The organism is Vibrio sp. EJY3 (assembly GCF_000241385.1).
GTDB lineage: Bacteria > Pseudomonadota > Gammaproteobacteria > Enterobacterales > Vibrionaceae > Vibrio > Vibrio natriegens.
Genome location: NC_016613.1, coordinates 1,435,858 through 1,459,271 on the forward strand (window position 1 = coordinate 1,435,858; position 23,414 = coordinate 1,459,271).

27 protein-coding genes are annotated in these 23,414 nt (G+C 44.8%); 19 read left to right on the forward strand and 8 right to left on the reverse strand.

Annotated elements, in window-relative coordinates; all coding sequences use genetic code 11:
* Positions 1-14 precede the first annotated feature (14 nt).
* Positions 15-1,010, forward strand: coding sequence for a vitamin B12 ABC transporter permease BtuC (btuC, locus tag VEJY3_RS06515; RefSeq protein WP_014231646.1), 996 nt, complete (start codon positions 15-17; stop codon positions 1,008-1,010).
* Positions 997-1,764, forward strand: coding sequence for a vitamin B12 ABC transporter ATP-binding protein BtuD (btuD, locus tag VEJY3_RS06520; protein ID WP_014231647.1), 768 nt, complete (start codon positions 997-999; stop codon positions 1,762-1,764). Before btuC ends, btuD begins: the two co-directional genes overlap by 14 nt.
* Positions 1,765-1,845: 81 nt before the next feature.
* On the opposite strand, the gene VEJY3_RS06525 is transcribed toward btuD, so the two are convergent.
* The 3 genes from VEJY3_RS06525 to VEJY3_RS06535 all read right to left on the reverse strand — a co-directional run bounded on the left by VEJY3_RS06525 (position 1,846) and on the right by VEJY3_RS06535 (position 4,416).
* Entirely contained in the window at positions 1,846-2,421 is a 576-nt protein-coding gene (locus VEJY3_RS06525; protein WP_014231648.1) for a nucleoside triphosphate pyrophosphohydrolase family protein, read from the reverse strand.
* Between the two features lie 139 nt (positions 2,422-2,560).
* Complete coding sequence (locus tag VEJY3_RS06530; RefSeq protein ID WP_014231649.1) at positions 2,561-3,142, reverse strand: DUF1415 domain-containing protein; 582 nt, start codon at positions 3,140-3,142, stop codon at positions 2,561-2,563.
* 50 nt (positions 3,143-3,192) lie between these two features.
* Positions 3,193-4,416, reverse strand: coding sequence for an MFS transporter (locus tag VEJY3_RS06535; protein WP_014231650.1), 1,224 nt, complete (start codon positions 4,414-4,416; stop codon positions 3,193-3,195).
* Positions 4,417-4,527: 111 nt separating this feature from the next.
* Between VEJY3_RS06535 and VEJY3_RS06540 the strand changes: the two genes are divergently transcribed.
* Positions 4,528-5,397, forward strand: a complete 870-nt coding sequence (locus VEJY3_RS06540) for a LysR family transcriptional regulator (RefSeq protein WP_014231651.1) — start codon at positions 4,528-4,530, stop codon at positions 5,395-5,397.
* 7 nt (positions 5,398-5,404) lie between these two features.
* Here VEJY3_RS06540 and VEJY3_RS06545 read toward each other — a convergent pair whose 3' ends face one another.
* Entirely contained in the window at positions 5,405-5,635 is a 231-nt protein-coding gene (locus VEJY3_RS06545) for a glutaredoxin family protein (protein WP_014231652.1), read from the reverse strand.
* A 149-nt stretch (positions 5,636-5,784) separates the two neighbouring features.
* Here VEJY3_RS06545 and VEJY3_RS06550 point away from each other — a divergent pair, with 149 nt between their 5' ends.
* The 11 genes from VEJY3_RS06550 to VEJY3_RS06605 all read left to right on the forward strand — a co-directional run bounded on the left by VEJY3_RS06550 (position 5,785) and on the right by VEJY3_RS06605 (position 13,837).
* On the forward strand, positions 5,785-6,300 hold the full coding sequence (locus VEJY3_RS06550) for a M48 family metallopeptidase (protein WP_014231653.1): 516 nt from the start codon (positions 5,785-5,787) through the stop codon (positions 6,298-6,300).
* A complete protein-coding gene (rlmF, locus tag VEJY3_RS06555) occupies positions 6,287-7,411 on the forward strand; it encodes a 23S rRNA (adenine(1618)-N(6))-methyltransferase RlmF (RefSeq protein ID WP_014231654.1) in 1,125 nt (374 codons plus the stop codon). Before VEJY3_RS06550 ends, rlmF begins: the two co-directional genes overlap by 14 nt.
* A gap of 201 nt (positions 7,412-7,612) precedes the next feature.
* Positions 7,613-7,870: a hypothetical protein gene (locus VEJY3_RS06560; protein WP_014231655.1), complete on the forward strand. Its 258-nt coding sequence runs from the start codon at positions 7,613-7,615 to the stop codon at positions 7,868-7,870.
* 456 nt (positions 7,871-8,326) lie between these two features.
* Positions 8,327-8,716 (forward strand): hypothetical protein, encoded by a 390-nt coding sequence (locus tag VEJY3_RS06565; protein ID WP_014231656.1) that lies wholly within the window; start codon positions 8,327-8,329, stop codon positions 8,714-8,716.
* A gap of 592 nt (positions 8,717-9,308) precedes the next feature.
* Complete coding sequence (locus tag VEJY3_RS06575) at positions 9,309-9,689, forward strand: hypothetical protein (protein ID WP_014231658.1); 381 nt, start codon at positions 9,309-9,311, stop codon at positions 9,687-9,689.
* 152 nt (positions 9,690-9,841) lie between these two features.
* Complete coding sequence (locus tag VEJY3_RS06580) at positions 9,842-10,267, forward strand: N-acetyltransferase (protein ID WP_014231659.1); 426 nt, start codon at positions 9,842-9,844, stop codon at positions 10,265-10,267.
* 36 nt (positions 10,268-10,303) lie between these two features.
* A complete protein-coding gene (locus VEJY3_RS06585; protein ID WP_014231660.1) occupies positions 10,304-10,561 on the forward strand; it encodes a nicotinamide mononucleotide transporter in 258 nt (85 codons plus the stop codon).
* 83 nt (positions 10,562-10,644) lie between these two features.
* Positions 10,645-11,433 carry an aminoglycoside phosphotransferase family protein gene (locus VEJY3_RS06590; RefSeq protein WP_014231661.1) on the forward strand — a complete coding sequence of 263 codons (789 nt, stop codon included), beginning with the start codon at positions 10,645-10,647 and terminating at the stop codon, positions 11,431-11,433.
* Positions 11,434-11,878: 445 nt separating this feature from the next.
* Entirely contained in the window at positions 11,879-12,583 is a 705-nt protein-coding gene (locus VEJY3_RS06595; RefSeq protein WP_237708173.1) for a hypothetical protein, read from the forward strand.
* A 96-nt stretch (positions 12,584-12,679) separates the two neighbouring features.
* Positions 12,680-13,159, forward strand: coding sequence for a DUF2059 domain-containing protein (locus VEJY3_RS06600; RefSeq protein ID WP_014231663.1), 480 nt, complete (start codon positions 12,680-12,682; stop codon positions 13,157-13,159).
* 33 nt (positions 13,160-13,192) lie between these two features.
* Positions 13,193-13,837, forward strand: a complete 645-nt coding sequence (locus VEJY3_RS06605; protein WP_014231664.1) for a hypothetical protein — start codon at positions 13,193-13,195, stop codon at positions 13,835-13,837.
* Positions 13,838-13,951: 114 nt separating this feature from the next.
* Here the strand turns inward: VEJY3_RS06605 and VEJY3_RS06610 are convergent, their stop codons facing one another.
* Both VEJY3_RS06610 and VEJY3_RS06615 read right to left on the reverse strand, forming a co-directional pair.
* Entirely contained in the window at positions 13,952-14,722 is a 771-nt protein-coding gene (locus VEJY3_RS06610; RefSeq protein ID WP_014231665.1) for an ABC transporter ATP-binding protein, read from the reverse strand.
* Positions 14,722-15,774, reverse strand: coding sequence for an iron ABC transporter permease (locus VEJY3_RS06615; RefSeq protein WP_014231666.1), 1,053 nt, complete (start codon positions 15,772-15,774; stop codon positions 14,722-14,724). The genes VEJY3_RS06610 and VEJY3_RS06615 overlap by 1 nt, the downstream gene beginning before the upstream one ends.
* 181 nt (positions 15,775-15,955) lie before the next feature.
* Between VEJY3_RS06615 and VEJY3_RS06620 the strand changes: the two genes are divergently transcribed.
* On the forward strand, positions 15,956-17,038 hold the full coding sequence (locus tag VEJY3_RS06620; RefSeq protein ID WP_014231667.1) for an ABC transporter substrate-binding protein: 1,083 nt from the start codon (positions 15,956-15,958) through the stop codon (positions 17,036-17,038).
* Positions 17,039-17,185: 147 nt separating this feature from the next.
* On the opposite strand, the gene VEJY3_RS06625 is transcribed toward VEJY3_RS06620, so the two are convergent.
* Together VEJY3_RS06625 and VEJY3_RS06630 are read right to left on the reverse strand one after the other, a co-directional pair.
* Entirely contained in the window at positions 17,186-17,623 is a 438-nt protein-coding gene (locus tag VEJY3_RS06625) for a hypothetical protein (RefSeq protein WP_014231668.1), read from the reverse strand.
* A 182-nt stretch (positions 17,624-17,805) separates the two neighbouring features.
* Entirely contained in the window at positions 17,806-18,912 is a 1,107-nt protein-coding gene (locus VEJY3_RS06630; RefSeq protein WP_014231669.1) for a M20/M25/M40 family metallo-hydrolase, read from the reverse strand.
* A gap of 530 nt (positions 18,913-19,442) precedes the next feature.
* On the opposite strand from VEJY3_RS06630, the gene hppD reads away from it, so the two are divergent.
* The 4 genes from hppD to maiA are packed head-to-tail and all read left to right on the forward strand — an operon-like array spanning position 19,443 to position 23,369.
* Positions 19,443-20,516: a 4-hydroxyphenylpyruvate dioxygenase gene (gene hppD / locus VEJY3_RS06635; protein WP_014231670.1), complete on the forward strand. Its 1,074-nt coding sequence runs from the start codon at positions 19,443-19,445 to the stop codon at positions 20,514-20,516.
* Positions 20,509-21,639 (forward strand): homogentisate 1,2-dioxygenase, encoded by a 1,131-nt coding sequence (locus VEJY3_RS06640; RefSeq protein ID WP_014231671.1) that lies wholly within the window; start codon positions 20,509-20,511, stop codon positions 21,637-21,639. Before hppD ends, VEJY3_RS06640 begins: the two co-directional genes overlap by 8 nt.
* Before the next feature lie 9 nt (positions 21,640-21,648).
* A complete protein-coding gene (locus VEJY3_RS06645) occupies positions 21,649-22,686 on the forward strand; it encodes a fumarylacetoacetate hydrolase family protein (RefSeq protein ID WP_014231672.1) in 1,038 nt (345 codons plus the stop codon).
* Between the two features lie 14 nt (positions 22,687-22,700).
* Positions 22,701-23,369, forward strand: a complete 669-nt coding sequence (gene maiA, locus VEJY3_RS06650) for a maleylacetoacetate isomerase (RefSeq protein WP_014231673.1) — start codon at positions 22,701-22,703, stop codon at positions 23,367-23,369.
* Positions 23,370-23,414 lie beyond the last annotated feature (45 nt).

The following is a 23,414-nucleotide window of genomic DNA, read 5'->3' on the forward strand; positions in this document are numbered from 1 at the left end:
TTTTATCGGCTATTATGGATTTTCAACAACTTATCCTGAACAAGGAGCGTCGCTGGCAGCGCAATCTTTTGATTATGTCCGCCGTGCTCATATTACTCTCTGCCATTCACCTGATGGTCGGAGAGATTTTCCTTTCTCCTTTTCAATCGCTTTCCGCATTCGAGCACAAGTTATTAGTGGATTTACGCTTACCAAGATTGCTGTCTGCCGCCATTATTGGCGCTGCGCTTGCTGTCTCTGGTGCAACACTTCAAGTGCTGTTAGGCAACGTTCTCGCTGAACCGGGTGTGCTTGGTATTTCCGGTGGCGCTAGCCTCGCCATGGTATTGGTGATGTTTGCGATTCCTACCTTGCCGACGCCGCTGATCTTTATGCTGGCCGCCATCGCGGGTTCGATGTTGTTTACCTTAATCTTGGTTTCTATTGCAAGAGTGATGCACCTGACAACCGCACGCTTGTTGTTGGTTGGTGTGGCGTTGGGGATATTCTCCAGTGCAATTGTTACTTGGGCATTCTATTTCAGCGATGATCTCAGCCTTCGCCAGTTAATGTATTGGCTGATGGGGAGCATTGGTGGGGCGAGTTGGTATCAGCATACCGTAACATTAGTGATGTTGCCTGTTTTGATTTGGCTGTGCTGTAAGGGTAAGCCGCTCGATAAGCTGATGTTAGGTGAAATCCACGCCACTCAGCTCGGCATCGATGTTCATCAAATGCGTTGGAAATTGATATTAGCGATTTCAATCCTTGTCGGTGGTTCGGTCGCTCTTGGAGGGATCATCAGCTTTGTTGGATTAGTTGTGCCTCATCTGCTGCGTTTAGCATTTGGTACCGAGAATCGCTATTTGTTGCCGCTGTCTGCGATAGCGGGTGCAGCGTTGTTGGTGTTTGCGGATATCGGTGCGAGATTATTACTCGACTCTGCTGAACTGCCACTGGGCGTAATGACCACATCGATTGGTGCGCCTATTTTCATTTGGATGCTGGTGAAGAGTCATGATGCACGTTAAGCATATTGCGGTAGGAAACCGACTATTACCATTGTCGTTTGAATGTAACGCAGGGGAGATCGTGCATGTCGTCGGCCCAAACGGCTCGGGGAAAAGTACGCTGTTAGCCGCGATTTCCGGCACGCTTACCAGCCACGATTCTGTGAGTGGTGAAGTGAGCGTTAATAGCGGGGATTTACTCACTATGCCGTTGTCTGAGCAGGCTTACCTGAGAGGGTATTTATGTCAGCAATCCAGACCAGTATTTAACGTCGATGTATTTCAGTATCTCGCGCTGTCTTTACCTAGTGGGGTGAAGATCAGCGACAGCAAAGTGCGTGACGCGGTAAACGCAGTAATTGAGCTTGTTCAGTTACAGGATAAGTTACACCGTAGCATTCAGACGCTTTCTGGTGGTGAATGGCAGCGTGTGAGACTGGCCGGTGTCTGTTTGCAGGTTTGGCGCAGTATCAACCCGTATTCGCAGCTACTGATTTTGGATGAACCTGCGGCTCCGTTAGATATCGCCCAAGAGGGGCTGCTCTATCAGCTAATTGCTGAAGTCGCGGCTCAAGGTGTAGGTGTGTTGGTCGCGAACCATGATTTAAACCGAACACTAAGGCATGCTGATAAGGTGCTGCTGCTGAGTAATGGCGTGTTGCACTCATCAGGCAAAGCTGAGGATGTATTAACAGAAGAGGGGCTGGGAGAGGTTTTCAACACTCAGGTAAGAAGAGTGATGGTTGAAGAGAAACCGTATCTGCTTTTCGAATAGGTTTTCCTATTCTCTCTTAGCTTTCAAGCAATAAAAAACGACCCACTCGGGTCGTTTTTTCGATGTGATTTTTGTCGCTGTTTATTGCGTCAGTGGCTTAAGGTCCGCCGGACGGTAGTAAACCGATTTTAGAACTTTGCCTTTACGTACCGTTTTGCCTTCAGATACAAAGTCTTCTGCACATTTGGCGATGATGTACTCACCCTGATGAACCGCCATCAGTTTGATGCCTTGTTCTGCGTAGAATGCTTCTGTTTCTGTGTATTCTTTTTCGTTGCGGCACACTTTGCTCATGTTGCTTGAGTGCACTTCGTCCCAGCAAGGGATAAAGTCGATACCACGGTTTACCGCAACGTTCAGTAGCAGGTCAATCAAGTAACTGATCGCCAGGTTGTCTTCCACTTTGCTGTTACCAAGGTGTACAAGACGACCCATAAGAACGTAAACGCTGTCTACGATTGCGTCTGCTTGTTCTGTTTTACAATCTGCTTCTGCCAGCTCAGTCAGCTCTTCGATCGCCAAAGATGTGTGTAGCGTATCCGCTTGCGCATCCAGACTCGCTTCGTCTGCGACTGGAAGATCGAACGTGCTACGGAACTCGGTGATGTCACGGTATAAGTGATCAAAAATCTCTTGGGTTAGCTTTGACAGTTGCATTCTGATATCCATTGAATCGATTGAAGCGGTCATGATAACAAACCGCTCTTTATTCCCCAAGAGACAAGAGTCTAACTGACTATTAAATCTGCCGCTTGGAGTGAAGTAGGGTGCCGCTCTGAAGGTTATAAGCCGTAACTTATCTAAATAAATACGGGAACAACGTTTTGCGCTCTTCCTCTGAAAGGGCAGAAACACGCGCGATGTTGGTATCTGGGATTGACTCAGGATCAGGGTAGTGTTTCAACACCTTTTCCATGCTCTCTTCACGAATAAGATGGAAGATCGGATAAGGTGAGCGGTTCGTCAGGTTCTCGTCGTCTTCTGGCTCTGCACCACCAAAACAGTAATCTGGATGGAACGTAGCCACCTGGAAAATACCTTCCCAATCTTGCTGCTTGATTAAGCCTTCAACCCAATCAATAAACAGGTTGTAGTCCCAGAAATCGTCGAGCATATTCGGAACAACGACTAAGGTCGTTTCCAGCTTCTCTGGCTCTGTATTACTGAGTTCAATTAACTGCAACAAAATATCTTCCAGCAAGGCTTCTTCTTGAGACGCCTCACTAACGAAGATTTTAATTTGTTTATTACGTTGCGGTTTGGCTGCAAACGGGCATAAATTCAGTCCGATAACGACATCATTCAGCCATTGATCCACTTGTTGGGTGATCGCGTTTACATCTGTAGTTTGGTTTGTTGGTGTTGAGCGCGTTGACATACGATTTTTAAATCATTTTGAAAGTGGCGCAAGCATAGCAGAGATCTTTATCAACTTCTTCTCAAGCTGGCTACTTCTTCACTTTCCTTTGTGTCGTGTGTCTGTGTGATGCGTTTGAGATAAGCTATCGCGCTAAACATCGCTAGATAGACAACGCTACCGCCGATAAGAACTGTAGACCATCCGCCATGTTGCCAGCAGTAAAGCAGTAAGAATCCACCAAGACTGCCGCCTACATAGTAATGCACCAGGTATAGAGCCGTTGCGGTCGCTTTCGCGGTTGTCGCTTTTTGACCCACCCAACCGTACGCTAGGGTGTGAGTGAAAAAGGCGCCAAAGCTAATCAGAAGCAAGCCAAACAGCATGGCAGCCACACTTTCAATTGCCGCTATCCACATGCCGCTCATGCTGAGAATGGCACCTAAGAACATACCCAAAATAGATGAGTAACGTTTACTCCAGTGGCCTGCACAACGGGATGAGAACGTACCACCTAAATAACAAACGAAGATAAGTGATGCCAAGCCGACCGGAATGTTGTGCGGCTCACTAACCAATCTGAAACCCATTACTGAATACAGGTTAACGAATAGTGCGAAATTAAGGCCACCAATCAACATGGCGAACCATATACGCTGGTTTTTGAAGTGACCTAAGATTGCGCGGTTTTGTTGTCTCAATCCACTCGAAGAAGGGGTGAAGTTGCGTTGTTTTGGCAGCAAATAATGTACGCAAATTACGCCTAACAGGGTCACTACCATTATAGCTTCAATCGCTACATCCACACTGAAGTTGTCAGCCAATAAGCCGCCACTAATACGTCCCACAATGCCACCTAATGAGTTGGCTGCAATATAGGTACCTATCGCCATGGAGAAGGCGTGCTTATCGAGTTCTTCTGCCATATAGGCGACCGCTACGGCAGCAAAAGCCGCCAATGCAACACCAATAAGGGCGCGGCAGATAACTAAAAACAGAAATGAATCACCAAGTAACATCAGTGCAGACAGAACCGGAATAGCGAATAAGCCAGCCATCATGACCGGTTTTCGCCCAATGGTTTCAGACAATACTGCCATTGGTACCAGGCTGAAAGAGAGCGCCAGCGTGGAGGAGGCAAACAACCAGTTCACCTGCGTTTCAGAAATGGCAAACAACTGAGCAAAGGTCGGCAACATAGGCTGCAATTGATATAAGTTAGAGAAGACTAAGAATGAACCCAGCGCAAGAGCGAGCGTGATTCGTTTGTATTCTGGCGTGCCGAAGATGACCATGTGTCCTGCCTGATGCGAGAGCGCAATATAAAGAAACTGTGATCAATCTATCAGCTAATCGTAAATTAAAAAAATATATTAAAAATATGGATACCATATATTTTTGATCTAGTGGAATCGAAGCAACTGAAACATTTCCTTGCTGTCGCAGAGCAAGGCAACATCACCCATGCCGCGAAGGTGCTGAACATTGCTCAGCCTGCCTTGAGTATCTCTATTAAAAAATTCGAGCAGTCTCTGGGAGTCACGCTGTTTCGGCGAGAAGATAAGAAGATTAGCCTAACCCAAGAGGGCGAAACCTTACTGGTGCACGCGAAGCGGGTCATTCAGCAATTGCACGATGCACAGCTCGCGATTAACGAACTTAAAGGGTTGGCTAAAGGTGAGGTGCGCTTGGGTACGCCGTCGATGATGGGAAGCTATTTTTTCCCACGTATCGTTATGGCGTTTAAGAGCCGGTTCCCGGATTTGAAATTAACGCTGGTGGAAGCGGGCACGCATTCGATAAGAAGTATGTTGCTTGATGGACGGTTAGATATCGGGGTGATAAGTTGTGACAATGTACCCGACGATCTCGAGACCGATCATCTGTTTACCAGCCAGATGGTTGCCGTTGTTGCGCCAGAGCACGAGTTAGCACAGCGTGAGTCACTCACCTTTGATGAGTTTTTTGAACACGAATTGGTGATGTTCCAACGCGGCTACTTCCATCGTGAGTTTTTAGACCAGGTCAGCGAGGAGCACGGCTTTACCATGAAGTCGTCATTTGAAACCAACTTATTGCCATTGATCCTCAGCATCGTAAAGCATGAGTTTGCGATTACGGCGTTACTCGAACTGGTCACTCAGCATGAAAAAGATGTGGTGGGGATTCCGTTTCATCCGCCAGTGACGCTCGATCTGGCGCTAGCGTGGCGGAAAGACGGATATTTATCGATTGCAGACAGAACGTTTATTGATTTCGTTAAACGTTATTTGTAATCAGACCCTAGTCACCTTTATACATCTTTTCAAAGTTTTTGGGATTCCAGCCAATCATCAATTGGTCGCCAATTTTCAGGACTGGAAGTGAGCGGGCACCCAGCGCATCCAGCTCTTTACGGCCACGTTGCATTTTCGCGTTGCACAGGCGATAAGTGATGTTTTTCGAGTCCAGATAACGTTGAGCATCTTTGCAGTGGGGGCATTTATCTTTGACGTAAAGAACGACACGTTTCATTGAATTTCTCTCCATTATCTTTGGGATGCGAAGTTTAACGGCCTTTATCGACAATTGAAAGGCGAAATCTATTGTCAAAGCGAGGGTGAAAGTGCTGATTATCTCAGGTATATTTAGCGCCTTTCCCTTGTCATAGCAGACTTTATACCATGCATCCGTCACTTCGATACATTCAGGGTTACCCTCCACACATTGTTGAGCAAGTTAGCTCGCTGGTAGACAGCGGTAAACTGGTTCCTTGGTTTGAAAAACGCTATCCAGAACGTCATCAAATTAAAAGTGAAAAGGCGCTGTATGAGTACGCCATAGCGATAAAAAATCGTTACATGAAGAAAGCAGCACCTATCAGTAAAGTGGTCTACGATAAGAAAATTCACTTGATTAATAATGCGCTAGGGCTGCACAGCGTGATCAGTCGTAATCATGGTGGCAAGCTCAAATCGAAGAACGAGATTCGTATCGCGAGTGTTTTTAAAGAAGCTCCGGAGCCACTACTGAGAATGCTGGTGGTTCATGAACTGGCTCATACGCGAGAGAAAAACCACGATAAAGCGTTTTACCAACTGTGCTGTTATATGGAACCCGAGTATCACCAGTTAGAGTTTGATGCCCGTCTGTTTATGATTTACCTCGATTTAAAAGCGAATTTGAATGAAGAACAATAACCACACCGCTAAGCCAGAAAATTCTAAAAAAAATGCCAAGCCAAAGCAGAGTAGAGGCGATGCAAAAGTCGAAAAGCGCGTGAAGCAAAAAAACTCTGCTAAAGCAAAATCGCCAGTGGTAACGAACAGCGATGTGGACTTCATTAAAGTAGCTAAAAGTGGATTACACGAACGTAACCAGCATCGTGGCCGCTATGACTTTAAAAAATTGACGGCAAGTGAGCCTGGGCTAAAAGCTTTTGTGATTAAAAATCCAAACGGGGAAGACTCGATAAACTTCTCTGATCCAAAAGCGGTAAAAATGCTCAATAAAGCCTTGTTAGCCGCGCATTACGATATTGAATTCTGGGATATCCCTGAACACTATCTTTGCCCACCAATTCCGGGACGTGCGGATTACATTCACCGTGTCGCTGAGTTACTCGATGGGGAAGTGAAAGGTAAATACCCGCATCACGATGTGCGAGCGTTGGACATTGGCGTTGGTGCAAACTGTATCTACCCAATCGTTGGAGTGACAGAATACGGATGGCACTATACCGGAAGCGACGTTGATCCTAAGTCTATTGAATCGGCTCAGGCAATCGTCGATGGCAATGTGTCACTAAATGGCAGAATCGAACTGGTTCGCCAGATGAGCCAGGCAAACATCTATCGCGGGGTAATTCAGCCGAATGAGCGTTACGATGTCACAACTTGTAATCCTCCATTCCACCGTTCGGCAGAAGAAGCCGCGATGGGAAGTCAACGTAAAGTGGACAACCTTAGAGCTAACCAACGTAAGAAAGGCGTGAAACCAGCGCGCGAAAACACGGCAAAACCAACGCTTAACTTTGGTGGTCAAAACGCAGAGCTTTGGTGCGAAGGCGGAGAAGCGGCGTTTATCCGTAAAATGGCTAACGAAAGCCAAGCCTTCAGCGCCCAAGTGCTCTGGTTTACTACGCTGATTTCGAAAAAAGAGAATGTTCGCCCTATGCGCAAGCAGCTTGAGAAATTGGGCGTAAAAGCCATTCGTGTGGTAGAGATGAGCCAAGGACAAAAAATCAGCCGTTTTATTGCCTGGTCGTATATGGATAAAGAGCAGCGAAAGGCGTGGCGAGCGCTTAAGTAGCCAAATAAACAATGTAGCTCACCTAAATCTTTCAATCTGTCAGTTCTTTATTTACTCTGCAATCAGAGCTGACAGATTCTACTTAGTTATTCCCAGCGCATACTCCATTTTTGCTTTAAGCCTACAACATCACTTTCTATTTTGACGAACTTTCAGGGCGTTACTACTATTCAATAAACTCCCTTATATGAGTGAATAAACATGAAGGTAGGAATTGTTAGAGAATATTCTTCAACGGATAAAGTTGAAGAAGACGAATGTGTTGTCATGTTAGGAAAGGCAGAGTTAGTCGCCGGTGAAATCCGCATAAGTGGTAGCGGTGAAAGAGATCCAACCTCCAAACATGATGGGTACGCTTTGACGGGGTATGTCATGCTTCACCCTTCCGAATTTCAAAAGGTGGTCGATATGGCGCTTGCAGCTGGCGTGATCACGATAAATGTTGCGGATAATAAATAGATGGATATTTAAAATGTGAGATTTAAGGTTTCGCCTTATCTTTATTTGCCCACTACCTCTTTCCACCCGTCAGCTCTAATTTACTTCTGTATTTAGAACTGACGGACTGCTTTATTTCAGCCATCCCTCTGTCATTTCGCATCAACATTCCCTCATAAGCGGAATGTGTGCCTTTCCCGAACAAAAAGTTCCCCAAATGGCTGCGTCACATCGAAAGTCCAGAATAATGCAATATTGTATAGCTAAATTCGTAGTGTCGATCGCTAACTTACTGATTATCCTTTGAAGTGCTCAAAAAAAGACGACATCATATTTGACAGAAAATGCAGGCTTGGTGACGTCTAAATAGCGTTATGTGCAGTAAATTCTGTACCCACCCCAAAGAAATTATACAAGTTGCTCTGTTGAATAAACGAGACGGCCACATTCGTATGATGCGTTTTCAATGAGATTAATATGAAAAATCTATTTAAATTTACGACCATTGTTTTGCTTCTTCTGACTTTAATTGGATTGTTGCTCGTGTTTGCTTTGGTTTACGTTTTTTATTCCAATAAGGGTGCGAGTATGGAATTCCAAAACGCTTCCCGCCAAGTTGTTGAGTCTGTAGAAATAGCTGTTAGTGATAAATCGTGTTTGGTGAGCGGCCTAGTGCCAGGTGGTAAATTTCGGTGTTACTTTGAAAACCTGTCCGATAGCAGTTATAGCGTTTCTGTTAAGTTAAAAGATGGTCAGCTCTATACAAAGGAAAGTCTTGGCTATCTATCTGGTGGCTTCGACTTTTACCACGTAATTAGAATTAATCAGTCTGGAGATATTGAGCTTGTATCAAATCCACGCACATAACAAAGCATTGAAGAGTGACTCCCAACGCATGGCATTTTTCATTCCATCTCTTGGTATTGTGTTTTCGGTGGTATGGTGAGGGACTATAAGCTTGATCTAAGTAGTTGTTAACTAGTGCATCCCCAATGGTTATTGGTAGTTTTGGCGACTTATCGCTCAAAGGAGTTTATGTGGGAACTAATGCAATTTTGCATTCTAAATGGTCTCTATATTTTTGGTTCTTATGGTTAGCTGTGCAATCGTACTTTTTTACCAATGATCTTGCCGATGGATTTACATTGGAAGCACTATCTGACCCATTATTACCTTTAATCTTTATTCTTCAGCATGAGAAGATTATGAGTAAATTAAATGTAAGATTAGTAACGATATTACTCGGGTTGATAACAGCGATAATTGCTTATAATTTAGTGATTAAGCTCTCTAACCTCACTTAATGTTTAATAATTTACCATACAAGCGTTTAAGGCAGCGTTCCCAACGCTTGGCATTCTCAGCTCAGGATTGGGTCATGTGTTTACGTCGTAATGGTTATGGTCAGGTTATTGCGTCGCTCACACAGTAATGTGGCGTTATGTGCTTTGGAGAAAATATGGAAGATGGAGACCTATTAAAGATTGATAGGTATTTGGGAATTGAGTTAGTTAAAGATGCTGTATTTTTTGGCGCGCTTTATGCGATGTCTAGGGAGTTTGGCCTATTTCTGCTTATATGTTTCGTTCTATCATCTGTTTTTCTAGCTTTTGATAAACGAAAGTATCTTCAATTTATCTTTAAAAATCTTTCTGTCAATACAACTCGCGGGATTATTTTTTGGGATGGACATGGTTGTGATGTTGAGATTTCAGGTTTTAGCATATGGTCATATTTAGAACTGACTTACATGGAGGGTATGATTAGACGCATGGTTAGAATTCCAAGTACTGTATTTAGCTTTACTGAATGGCAACAGCTGGTTAAGTATCGCACGTAACAAATAATTTAAACGAGATTCGGCACACGTGGTATTTTAGCTATACGTTGGTTTGAGTGATTAAGGCGGTTTGTAGTGACTTCGGTATTCGTTGTTCACCCATTAATAGGGCGTGAAGTTGCCCAATAAATTTGATTGTCTAGAGTTTGAAAATGATACGAAAGTACAACGAAAATGACTTAGATTCAGTTCTTGAAATTTGGCTTAAAGCTTCAGTTCAAGCCCATAATTTCGTTTCAGCAGAGTTCTGGGAATCTCAACTCGATAACATGCGTAATATCTATATCCCATCCTCAGAGACCTACGTTTATGAAGTTGAGTCTAAAGTAATTGGTTTTTATGCGTTGTATGAAAATAAATTGGCTGCGATATTTGTTGCTCCCGAACGTCAAGGTGAAGGCATTGGTAAGCAGTTGTTGAGCCATGCTAAAGCGCAGAGAACGGTATTAAGTCTGTCCGTATACAAGGAAAACCAAGCTAGTTGTCAGTTTTATTTGTCTCAGGGGTTCAAAGTGGTCAGCGAACAACTAGATGAGCATACTGGACACCCAGAACTCACAATGTGTTTGAGCTCCTGAAACACTTAACCACGGCGCTATAGACCAGGAGGAAAAATGGAATACTTTCAGTACTATGGGATTGACTGGATTGCTATGGTGCTTACATTTCTCGCAATTTGGCAGATCGGGAATAAGAACAAAATCGGCTTCATTCTAATGATGTGCGGAAATACGAGTTGGGTCGCGGTTGGCTACCTTACAGGCAGTGTTGCCATGATTATTGCAAATATCATCTTTTTCTCAATGAACCTAAGAGCAATTATCAAGTGGTCAAAACCCGAGCAAGAATCGAAAGTTGGCGTGGTTGACTAGTAACTCGCAAACCAAAAAAGTACGCACATGATGATGTACTTTCGAGGCGTTTGGCTACAAGTAAAATACATATAAGGAATTAAATGGAACAACTGCATGGCGGACGAGAAAATGCAATTTATCGCTTAGGGGACAAGGTGTCTCGCCCAAGTGGTAAATGGTCTGAAACCGTTCAAAAGTTGCTATTACATATCGCCAATAAAGGCTTTACTTCTGCCCCAAAACCTTTCGGCTTTGACAACAATGGCAATGAAATTCTGTCATATGTTGAGGGTGAGGTTTTCAACTATCCTCTCAAAGGAAATATCGCAACTGTAGAAGCTCTCGTTTCAGCTGGCCAGCTATTACGTCAGTATCATGATGCATCTCGCTCATTTATATCAGAAAATTCAGCAGAAGATTTAACTTGGATGCTCCCATGTAGAGAACCAATGGAGGTTATCTGCCATGGTGACTATGCGCCATATAATGTTGCTTTGGTTGGTTCCAAAGTCGTAGGGGTTATTGACTTTGACACTGCTCACCCGGCTCCAAGGAATTGGGATATTGCTTACGCACTTTATTGTTGGGCTCCATTCAAAACAGATAAATATGATGCAATGGGGGATCTACATTCGCAGTCGATTAGGGCAAAGCAGTTTTGTGATGCTTATGGTTTGAGTAAAGCGGAACGAATTTCTCTTGTTACTGATATGTGCCACCGAATCCAAGCGTTGGTTGAGCATATTCATAATGAAGCGAGCAGTGGAAATGAAGCTTTTATCGCAAATATTAAAAATGGCCATCACTTGGCGTATTTAGCTGATATCGAATATTTGCAAAATAATTCACACCACATTGCAGACGTATTGATGTGTGACGAATGCCTATAGCAAAGCGCATAAAATTGATTCGCAACGCGTGGCCTTTTTGCTTTGCGCTGCTCATCCCTCAACAGAATGTTAAAAAAACTAGAGAGTTAAAATGAAAAATTGACGCAAGTTTATAGTGGTAGCTTCCCTCATAAGCGGAATGTGTGCCTTTCCCGTAACAAAAGTTCCTCAAATGGCTGTGTCACATCGAAAGTCCAGAATAATGCAATATTGTATCGCTAAATTCATAGTGTCGATCGCTAACTTACTGATTATCCTTTGAAGTGCTCAAAAAAAGACGACATCATAGTGGACAGAAAAAGACGCTTGGTGACGTCTGAAAAATGTGGGTTGTTAGTCAGAAAGGAGTCGTAGTGAGATGAAACAAATACTAGCTTCAGTGTTACTCATTTTCGGATTATGTTGGGACTCTCTGAGTAGTACTCTTGACCTACCAGAATGTCAAATGTCACGTACTCTAGAAACACCAATTACATTCTTTATCTCAGATTCAGTTCAAAAAGATTACGAGTCATTTGTCATCGAAGATCACATTCAACGATGGATAACGTTTTCGAATAGCGCTTTGAAAAACTCATGTATTCCTATAAAGCGGACGTTGGACAAAATTATCTATGCTCCCAAAATTCTTGGGGAAGAAGCGGAAGAATTTAGCGTAGTGCACGATTTTTTAGCGTATTACTACTCTAAAGAAGTTGAGCGGGTCAATGGCAGTAAAACGGGTTTTTATGGTCTGGTTTTCAAAAAAAACATCTCGCAATTTACAACCGATTGGTGTGGTGAAACTCGTCCATCAGTGTATCCTCAGTTTTTTACAATTGGACTTACATGTAAAGATCATGTGTTAGAACATGAGTTAGGTCATTTGGCGTGGGCAAGCCATGATATGGAAACGCTATCGAACCAAACTGGTGGAATGCCATTTGATCTTTCAAAACGACTCCCCTTAAGCTTAGCGAGTAAAATTACAAAGTATTCATATGGTTATATTTGTGGTGGCAAAGGTACCATCATGGCTTATGCGGATGAAACGCATCCATTCTATTCATCACCAGAGATTAGTTATGAAAACATTGTTTGTGGCAATGCGGCTTATGCAGACAATGCCAGAGTTCTTCGTGAGTATGCCATCGGTCTTATGGGTGAATAAAATAGCTAACAGTGTTTAAAGCAGATTCGCAACAGATGGCACTTTATCTGCCTTTTCTTCTCCCTCAACAGAATGTTAAAAAACTAGAGAGTTAAAATGAAAAATTTACGCAAGTTTATGGTGGTAGCTTTACTTGTGGCTAGCCCAATTAGTGGTATGGCAGCTGATAAACAAGAAGTCGTCGATCGCTTACTAGAGGTGATGAAAGTTGAGAAGCAGCTTTCCGGTGGCTTTGAAGCAATGACACCAGTCATCGAACAATTAGCGAATAACCTTCAGTTGAATGCAATTGAAAAAGAGGAACTCGTTAACATTTATAGAGATTGGTTCATCAATGATATCAATCGCCAAAACATCATCGTTGAGATGGGTGCACTTTATTCTCAAGCTTTCAGCCAACAAGAAATCGAATTAATGATTGAGTTTTACGCGACACCTGTAGGGCAAAAACTTGTAGAAAAATCGCCGGCATTAATGCAAGCAGGCGCTCAACTAGGCATGCAAGAAGCTGAGCGTGCTCAACCCAAACTTATTGAGAAACTGACTCCTTTCTTAGAAAAGCACCAAATACAGTAGACGCTATGTGTTTAAAACAACAATGAGGATCAAATGAGTATTTTTCCTAAATTAAGGCAGCCAGATGGTAGTTTGTATTGTGGTCCTTATTGTGTAGTTGCATGTTTAGCAGCTTTGGGGAGATTGCCTTTTACATCGTCTATTGAATTACGAAGATATGTGCCAGAAGAAGTTGCATTCACAGGGTCTTCAATAGAAATAAACGATTCATACGACTTAACCAGCCTTGCACTAGAGCTCTACAAAGTCACCGGGATCATTACACCCGGAGAGAATCCAGATTACATAGAACACTCGGGGTACAACTCCCTAGGCGCAATGCTTTATGTTCTTGGTCAATTTGGCTTGCAGTGTAAAGTTGTCATTCGTGACGATGAAACAAACCGATACTTGCGTAAGGTGTTTCCTGTCGAATTCCAGCTGATGGAAAAATTACAGGTTCCGGTGAGCAGTCTGTATATGGAGGAATCTACCCCAAATAAAACGATGCTTATATCCGTAGTTTCGGTGTATGATTCATTGCATTGCATTCTCAATAGTGCCCAAGGCGAGTGGTTCGACTCAGGCGTCGATGACGTGACGAACTCCAAGTGGGATTTCATTGAAAATTGGCACTCTTCAAGCGATAAGAGAGAGGGGGCGTCTTGGCTAGGGGTATCAATTCAAATTTCGTATTAAACGCGAAATAGCAAACAAACTGGATGTGTTCCCAAGTGATAATTTATTGCTAGATATCGGCAGCTATTGCGATATCTAGCAATATTTCATCAACGCCAATTTACCGAGTTTCGCCTAACTGGCCTTCATCGTTCTGACGAATGGTATGCCGTCGTCGTCACGATGAACACTCGCTTCCACTTGATAGATTTCTTTTACTAATTCTGTGGTTAAGACGTCTTTTGGCGAGCCTACGCTAACCAGTTCACCCTGTTTTATCACCAATAGATTATCGGCGTATTGAGCGGCGAGATTGAGATCATGCAGTACCATGATGCTCACGTAATTCTCGGCTCGGGTTTGAGTCACAAGGTGATCGAGCAAAACATGTTGGTGGTGAAGATCAAGCGCGCTGACGGGTTCATCAAGCAGCATAATTTGTGGGTTACGCATGATGGCTTGCGCGAACAAGATCATTTGACGCTGACCACCACTTAAAGAGCTTACGTTCCGGTTTGCTAAATGCGCCATGCCAATACTGTTTAGTATTTGTAAGCCTTCACCAAGTAATTTGTCATCGATGCGCAGGCTTAAACTGTCTAAACGTCCCATCAGTACAACCTCAAGAACGGTCAAACTAACCTGTAAGCCGATGTCCTGTGGCATGTAACCAAACTTGGCTCGCCATGAGGAGAGAGACTTGCTATCTAGCTCGTCACCGTAATGAGAAATGGAACCACTGGCCAGATTAACATCTCCAAAAATGGCTTTGAGTAGCGTACTTTTACCCGCGCCATTTGGACCAAGAACGGCGGTTACCTGACCCGGTTCCAATGTGAAATTGAAGTTCTTGGCAAGGGTAAGTGACTCAATCTGAATATTTACATTATTTGCTACCAGCATCATTAACCTCGCTTCGCCAAAATCAACCAGAAAAAGAAAGGTACGCCGATGATCGCCGTAACGATACCGATCGGGAATAATGCACCTGGAACGATGATCTTTGACAGTACTGAAGCGCCAGAAAGTAAGAACGCACCAATCAAGAAGGAGAGCGGTAAGAAGAAGCGCTGATCTTCTCCCACCATAGATTTAGCCATGTTTGGCGCGACAATGCCTACGAATCCGATTATCCCAACGAAACTGGTGACAGTAGCGGTGATGACCGCGACAATAAACAGCGTTTTCATGCGTAAGCGAGTGATGTTCACGCCGACGCTTTTCGCTCGCTCTTCACCCAGTCGTAGGGCGGTAAGCTTCCATGCGTCTTTAAGTAATAATATCCCGCCGACGAAGACAACTGCAGAGGTAATCGCGACTGTATTCCAGGTTGCTTTCGTTAAGCTACCAAACAGCCAAAACAGGATCTGCTGGCTAAGCTCTGGAGAGGAGACAAACTGCACCAGAGATAAGAGTGACTGGAATAAGAACAGTAGGGCAATACCCGCCAGAATGAGTTGTCCCGAGCTAATATGACGAGCTGATGCTAACGAGAATAGAAAACACGCTGAAAGCATACAGCATAAGAATGCTCCCATCGGCACCGCGTAATAGCTGCTTAAACCGAAGGACCCCATATAAAGAGTAATCGCCGCGCCAAAACCAGCCGCTGCCGCCATACCCAAGGTGTACGGACTGGCCATTGTATTATTGAGTAAGGTTTGCATCTCTGCGCCGCCCATACCAAGCGCGCCGCCAACAACAATCGCCATTATCGCGATTGGAAGTCGCAACTCAGTCACAATGATCTGGGTGGATGGCGCAACCTGATAGGGAAAGCCGATGAACTCAAACAGAGAGTGGAGTACTTTGGTTGCATCCAGTAAAGAGGGGCCTGTCATGATATCAAGAATGAAGGTCGTCAGGATGAGTAAGCCAAAAGCTCCGATCACCAAGATTCGACGTTTTTCACTCTTACGTTGTTGTTGAATGAGTTGTTCTAAAACTGCAGATTGCACGACTTACTACCTAATTATTATTTATTTTACGACCAGTAGAGGGGCCTACAGAGCTCGTGAGAAGGTGGCGATATTAGCACTAATGATAGTTAGTTGCATTATCGTTAACAAAAGAATTAATATACGCCACGAGGGTGGAAGTGTCTCTGCCTGACTCATGGAATAAAAAGGAACCTTCTTGATGTTGAAACACTTATTCGCGCTTGCTGCTGTCTGCGTTAGCACGTTGTCTTTTGCCGAACAAACTACCGTTACAGATGTGCTAGGGCGTGAGGTTACGTTTGATTCGCCGGCGAAAAGAGTGGTAGTGGGATTCTACCCAGAAGATTACATGGCGATCGGTACCGAAGCGGCGTATGACAACGTTGTAGGCATGTCAAAGTACATTTGGCAGGCACGTTCAGCAAGTTGGCAGGCGTATGTGGCGCATCGACCATCATTGGATAATATCCCTGAGATTGGCCGTGTCGATACCAATGCGTTTTCCGTTGAGAAGGTAATAAGCCTGAGCCCGGATGTGGTAATGCTTGCGGATTGGCAGTTCAAAGCACTGGAGTCAGACGTTGAGCGCATGAAGAGCGCAGGTATTGCCGTTATCGTGGTGGATTACAACGCTCAAACGGTAGAGCGTCACGTTCAGACGACTAAGCTGATTGGTGAAATCACCGGCCAGCAAGAGCGTGCAGAGACCATCGCGAATGAATACAAACAGAACGTCGAGATGATCAGCGATCGTTTAGCCAAAGCCAATCTGGATAAACCGAAAGTTTACACCGAATACGGCGCATCTGGTGTCAATGAGGTTGGCTACACATTCGGTAAGAACATGTGGGGCGCTATTGCGACAATGGCGGGTGGCGACAACATTTCTGCACCGTTTGTTGAATGGTGGGGCAAGCTGAACCCAGAACAGATCATTGCAGCAAACCCTGACGTTATCGTAATGACTGGCTACGAGTCTGGCAGTGCGGATGATTCGATGATCATGGGCGAAGGTGTTGACGAAGCATTGGCAAAAGAGCGATTAGCGGGCTTTAAAAATCGTATTGGTTGGTCTTCAATTTCTGCGGTGAAAAGCAACCGTATGTATGCAGCTTACCACGGTGCTTGCCGCACGATCATCGACGGCGCGTTGATCCAGTTTTATGCCAAAATCATGTACCCAGATGTGTTTAGTGACTTAAACCCTGAAGCGGCTTACGACAACTTTTATGAGAAGTACCTGCCGATCAAACCAGCTGGCACTTTTATGACCGAGCTTTAATCTAAAGCCTTAATATTTAATAAGCCGAAATGAGTCACTCTTGATTCACTTCGGCTTTTTACTTCGCGCTATTCATTGACTACGCGCTATTCATTGACTAACAGTGGCTAGGCGATTAAGTTTTTGAGTTAGCTTATTTTTTAAAACTTAGCGGCTCTTGATTGAAATACCTGCCAGGTCAAAACGAGCCATTAACGGCTTTTCATGCCCCTGATACCAGCTCGCCGGCATATTTGGCTTGAGCTTTGCGTGCTCTTGTTTACTCACCACCACATAGTGCAAAAACGTGTCTAATGTTTTCGCCATAGCGTCGAAAGACATTTCTCCATCTTTGTATAGCGTTTTAAGCAAACCAACGACTGCGTCTTCCGGAACCAGCGGGTCAATCACACTGTTTTTTCGAGCTTGAACTGAGCTTGATGCAGATAATTCATTACGCGCGGTTTCCCAACGCGGCTTATTCGTTTTACTAACGAGGTTGTGTTTGTAGCAGTAAAAACTAAACAGGAAACGAGGGATGTTGTGCCAGCGTTCTGCCTGAACTTCCAGCCAAATGTGTTGAAGCTCGATATCAGCGTCGGTCATAGAGTTTTACGAAGTTATCAAAAGTAGCGCATTTTAGCGTGGGGCGATGGTATTCGTCCATAAAACGCCGCTTTTGAGCGATGTGAGTGTTTTGGATGCAGAATAAAAAAGGCTCTCGACGAAAGCGAGAGCCTTTGTATTCAACCAGTATCGCCAGTGAGAGGCGATATCTCTGTTTTCGATTATTTCACCAGGTAGTGCTTGATGAACTGAGTGATTTTCACCATATCGTCAACGGCGATGTACTCTTCCGTGGTATGCACTTTTGCCATCCCAGTAGAAAGGTTAACGGTTGTCAGGCCTTTCTTGTTGAAGTTGTTCGCATCGCTACCGCCACCCGTGCCTTTGGTAAACGCTTCGATGCCCATATCCGCGAATGCCGCTTTGATATCAGCAACGTGTGCATTGTCTTCTTCAATAACAAACGCATCGTATGCACGTTTAGATTCGATGTCGACTTCTGCACCGTGTTTTTCTGCAACAGACTCAAAGGTCGAGATCATGTGGTTGACTTGTGCTTCCAGTTTATCGCCATTTAGCGAGCGCGCTTCAGCGACAATTTTTAGCTCAGGCATAACAATGTTGGTCGCCTGACCACCGTTTACCATACCGATGTTAGCCGTCGTTTCTTCGTCGATACGAAGGAGTTTCATCTGATTGATTGCATCTGCCGCAACCATGATTGCGCTGATGCCTTCTTCTGGCGCAAGACCTGCGTGTGCCGGACGGCCTTTGATTGTAGCAACGATCTTTTGCTGGCCCGGAGCCGCTGTCACGATCGTTCCGATTGGGCCACCTGTATCAAGTACGATTGCCTCTTTTGACGTTACATGTGTCATGTCGAAGTACTCAGAGCCAAACAGACCACCTTCTTCATGCACAGTGAAAGCAAGTTCTAACGTTTTGTGCGCTAGATTTTCCGCTTGAATGCAACGTACAGCTTCCATAATTGCGGCGATACCGGATTTGTCGTCACCACCAAGGATCGTATTGCCTTTCGAGCGAATAATACCGTCTTCAATGATCGGTTCAATACCGATACCTGGCGTGACTGTATCCATGTGGCAACTCATCAGGATAGAGCCTGCTTTCTTTCCTTCCAAACGCGCATATACGTTGAAGCCATTGGAAATATGTTCTGGAACAGGAAGCTTTTGAACGGTAAAGCCTAACTCGCCCAATTGTTCAGCCAGCGTTTCTGCAATTTGCTTTTCATTCATCGATTCGCTGTCAATGCGAACCAGTTGGCAGAAGTGGTCAACTAGACGTTCTTGATTAATTTGTGTCATTTGGAGGTCTCATCTTGTAGGGCGAGGGCGTAAACGGGGGAGTTAGAACACGTCCTCTAAACAGAGTCGTTGTTATTACATACTGGAGAGTTAGGGATACTGAGATGAATCAATAAAGTGGGGAGGCTGACACAATTATAACCAGATATGCTGAGAAACTGATCGCATTGTCAGGCTATAAGAGAAAGGTCATGCAAGCTGAAGGCGCTGCTTTAATGTAAGTGAATGATTTGTTTAAAACATCACCACACTGCCAATAAATATCACCACGGTAACAATCTGTTTACATTGGTCTGTGTGGTTGTAATTCCAGTTAAAGAGAATAACTTATTGAAATTAATGTTTAATATTGTGAAATTTACGGGCGGATATTGCATAGATCTTGTGCGTAACAAATATTTTACATTTACACCTTCGAAACCTGAAAACAGAGATTTTGGTTGATGTATTCCAATTTTCTTCCGCCTGCGCCAAGTTAGAAAAATAGTTTAGAAACGCTGTAAACAAATTAATGACGCAAGGAGAAAGTCATGGTGGACGCATACAACCCATTAGGTACAGACGGATTTGAGTTTGTGGAATACACGGCTGCAGACAGTAAAGGCATCGAACAACTCAAAGCACTGTTTGTATCGTTAGGCTTCGCAGAGATTGCCAAGCACCGTTCGAAAGAAGCTTGGTTATATCGTCAGGGTGACATCAGTTTTATCGTCAATGCGCAGCCTCATAGTCAAGCTGAAGCGTTTGCGAAGGTACATGGTCCGTCCGTGTGTGGGATGGCATTCCGAGTAAAAGATGCCACGGCGGCGCTTGAGCACGCAATACAAAACGGCGGAACAGAATACAAAACCGAAATCGGGCCGATGGAACTCAGCATCCCAGCTATATATGGTATCGGCGAGAGCTTGCTCTATTTTGTTGACCGATACGGTAAGCAGAGTATTTATGATGTTGACTTCCGTTTTTACGATGATGCAGAAGCGCGTCTGGCGAAATCTGATGTGGGTCTTTACGAGATCGATCACCTGACCCATAACGTTAAACAGGGCAACATGGACGTATGGTCTGGTTTTTATGAGCGCATCGGTAACTTCCGAGAAATTCGTTACTTCGACATTGAAGGTAAACTCACAGGCCTTGTCAGCCGCGCGATGACCGCACCTTGTGGCAAAATCCGAATTCCTATCAATGAGTCTTCTGACGATAAATCGCAAATCGAAGAGTTTATCCGTGAGTACAATGGCGAAGGCATCCAGCATATTGCTCTGACAACGGATGACATCTATCAAACCGTTCAAACGTTACGCGACCGTGGTATGGACTTTATGCCAACACCAGATACCTACTACGAGAAAGTTGACCAACGTGTTGAAGGTCATGGAGAAGACGTCAGTAAACTCCGTGAGTTGCAGATCCTTATTGATGGTGCACCAACGAAAGACGGTATCTTGCTGCAAATCTTTACGCAAACCGTGATTGGCCCGGTGTTCTTCGAGATCATTCAGCGCAAAGGTAACGAAGGTTTTGGTGAAGGTAACTTCAAAGCGCTATTTGAATCGATTGAAGAAGACCAAATTCGCCGAGGAGTACTGAACGATGCATAAATGGATCACATTCCCTCATCGGGAGGGAGTGTGCTCAAAGCAAGCACATGCTGATTTCCCGGAAGAGGCAATTTATGAACGTGAAGCAGGTCGAAGTGGATTCTTTGGCCCTGCGGCACATTTTCATCATCAACACGCACCAACAGGTTGGTCTGAGTGGGAAGGGGAGCTTCGCCCACGAGCGTTTGATTTCAATCTCGTAGAGAAAGCCAGCCACATAACGCCTTGGGCAGTGCCGCATTTACTGCATAACGCTAACTGCAAAATCCGTGTTTGGCGTATGGATGAAAAGATGGATTTTCTGGTACGAAATGCGGACGGCGATGAGCTGCTGTTTATCCACCAGGGGACTGCCGATCTTTACTGTGACTACGGGCACTTAAAGGTGAGCGAAGGGGATTATGTCATGATCCCGCGCTCAACGAGCTGGCGCTTAGAGCCAAGCGAGCCGATGTTTATTCTGATGATAGAAAACACCGATGCGGCTTATACCTTGCCAGAAAAGGGCATGGTGGGAAATCACGCTGTGTTTGATCCTGCCGTACTGGAAACACCGTCGATAAACGATGAGTTCCGAGCGCAATATTCTGAGAACCGCACACAGGTACAGGTGAAGCGTCACGACAAAGTTAGCGTGATTACTTATCCGTTCAATCCTTTAGACGCGATTGGCTGGCATGGCGATTTAGCGGTAGTAAAAGTTAACTGGCGTGATATTCGTCCACTTATGTCGCACCGTTACCACTTACCACCGTCCGCGCATACTACATTTGTAGGAGCAGGATTTGTGGTGTGTACCTTTGTTCCTCGTCCGATAGAAAGTGATCCTGGCGCGCTTAAAGTACCGTTCTACCACAATAATGATGACTATGACGAAGTCTTGTTCTACCACGCAGGTGACTTCTTTAGCCGTGACAATATTGAAGCGGGCATGGTGACATTCCACCCAGCTGGCTTTACGCACGGCCCTCACCCGAAAGCATTTAAAGCGGGTCAGGAGTACAAGAAGAAGTTTACCGACGAAGTGGCGGTGATGATAGATACGCGCCACGCGCTTCAGTTCTCGGATGAACTGGAAAAGGTAGAAAACAAAGAATACGTCTACAGCTGGCAAGAAAAATAAGAGGCAAGGATGAAATTAGCAACCAAGAAAAATGGTACTCGCGACGGCCTGTTGATGGTCGTGAGTAAAGATCTAACTCGCTGCGTACCAGCGACAGAAGTGTTCCATCCAAGAAATTTAGCGCCAACGATGCAAGTCGCGCTGGACAACTGGGACGTAGTGGCACCGCAACTAGAAGAATTGTACATCGCACTGAATAATGGCACCGTCGCTGGATTTGAAGAATTCGAAGCTCACTATTGTGAATCTCCTTTGCCACGAGCATACCAGTGGGCAGATGGCAGCGCGTACGTAAACCACGTGGAGCTGGTTCGTAAAGCTCGTGGAGCAGAAATGCCTGAGAGCTTCTGGACAGATCCATTGATGTATCAGGGTGGCTCAGATGCGTTTATCGGACCCTGCGACAACATCGAATTTGCCAGTGACGAGTGGGGCATTGATTTCGAAGGCGAAGTCGCGGTAGTGACGGGTGATGTGCCAATGGGTGCGAGTATCGCCGAGGCGCAAGAATCGATCAGGCTCATCATGTTGGTGAACGATGTCTCACTACGCGGACTTATTCCTGCCGAATTGGCAAAAGGGTTTGGCTTCTTCCAGTCTAAGCCGTCATCTGCATTTTCTCCTGTGGCGGTAACACCAGATGAACTCGGTGATGCATGGTACGAAAACAAAGTGCATTTACCGCTGGTTTCGACCTACAACCACAAGCCATTTGGTTGCCCGAATGCAGGGGTGGACATGACATTCGACTTCGCGGATCTCATTGTCCATGCTACTAAAACGCGTCCGCTGTCCGCTGGAGCGATCATCGGCTCTGGTACCGTGTCTAACAAACAAGGTACTGAACATGGCACATCGATTGAAGAAGGTGGCGTCGGTTACTCTTGTATTGCTGAAGTGCGCATGATTGAAACCATACGCGATGGTAAACCGTCGACGAACTTTATGTCGTTTGGTGATGCAATCAAACTTGAGATGTTTGATGCAGATGGCAACAATATCTTCGGTTCGATTGATCAACAAGTTAGCCAGTACTTGAAGCATTAATGCAGGGAAAATGAATGAGCGAACAGATCACGCTTTATGGATATTGGCGATCCTCCGCGGCTTATCGTGTGCGCATTTGTCTGAATCTTAAAGAGATCCAGTATGAATCAAAATCGGTGCACTTGGTGCGTGAGGGAGGAGAGCAACACAGCGAGGAGTATCACAAACTGAATCCCTCTGAGCTGGTGCCGGTGCTGGTGGATGGTGAGCTTCGATTAAACCAGTCGCTGGCTATTATTCAGTATCTCGATGAAAATTATCCGGATGTTGCTGTCATTCCAAAGCGTTCGCCTTTACGATATCAAGCGCTTTCCATGGCACAGGATATTGCCATGGAGATTCACCCTTTGAATAATTTGCGCGTCTTGCAGTATCTGGAAGGGGAGTTGGCGTGTGATGCAGAGCGTAAAGTTGCCTGGATTCATCACTGGATTAACAAAGGGTTTTCTTCATTAGAGGAGAAACTTGCAGCCCATCGAAAAACGTATGGTGATTGTAAGTTCAGCCTGACCGATTCGCCGTCTATCGTTGATATTTGCTTGGTACCGCAAGTGTATAATGCGTTGCGCTTTAGTGTTGATTTGGCCGCTTATCCGATAATCAACTCGATTGTTGAAGCCTGTTACCAACTTCCGGCTTTCATTGATGCAATGCCAGAGCATCAACCGGATGCCAACAGTTAGATCTTAGAGCTTAATAGAGGCCTCTGTTAAGCTCATTTCCTACCC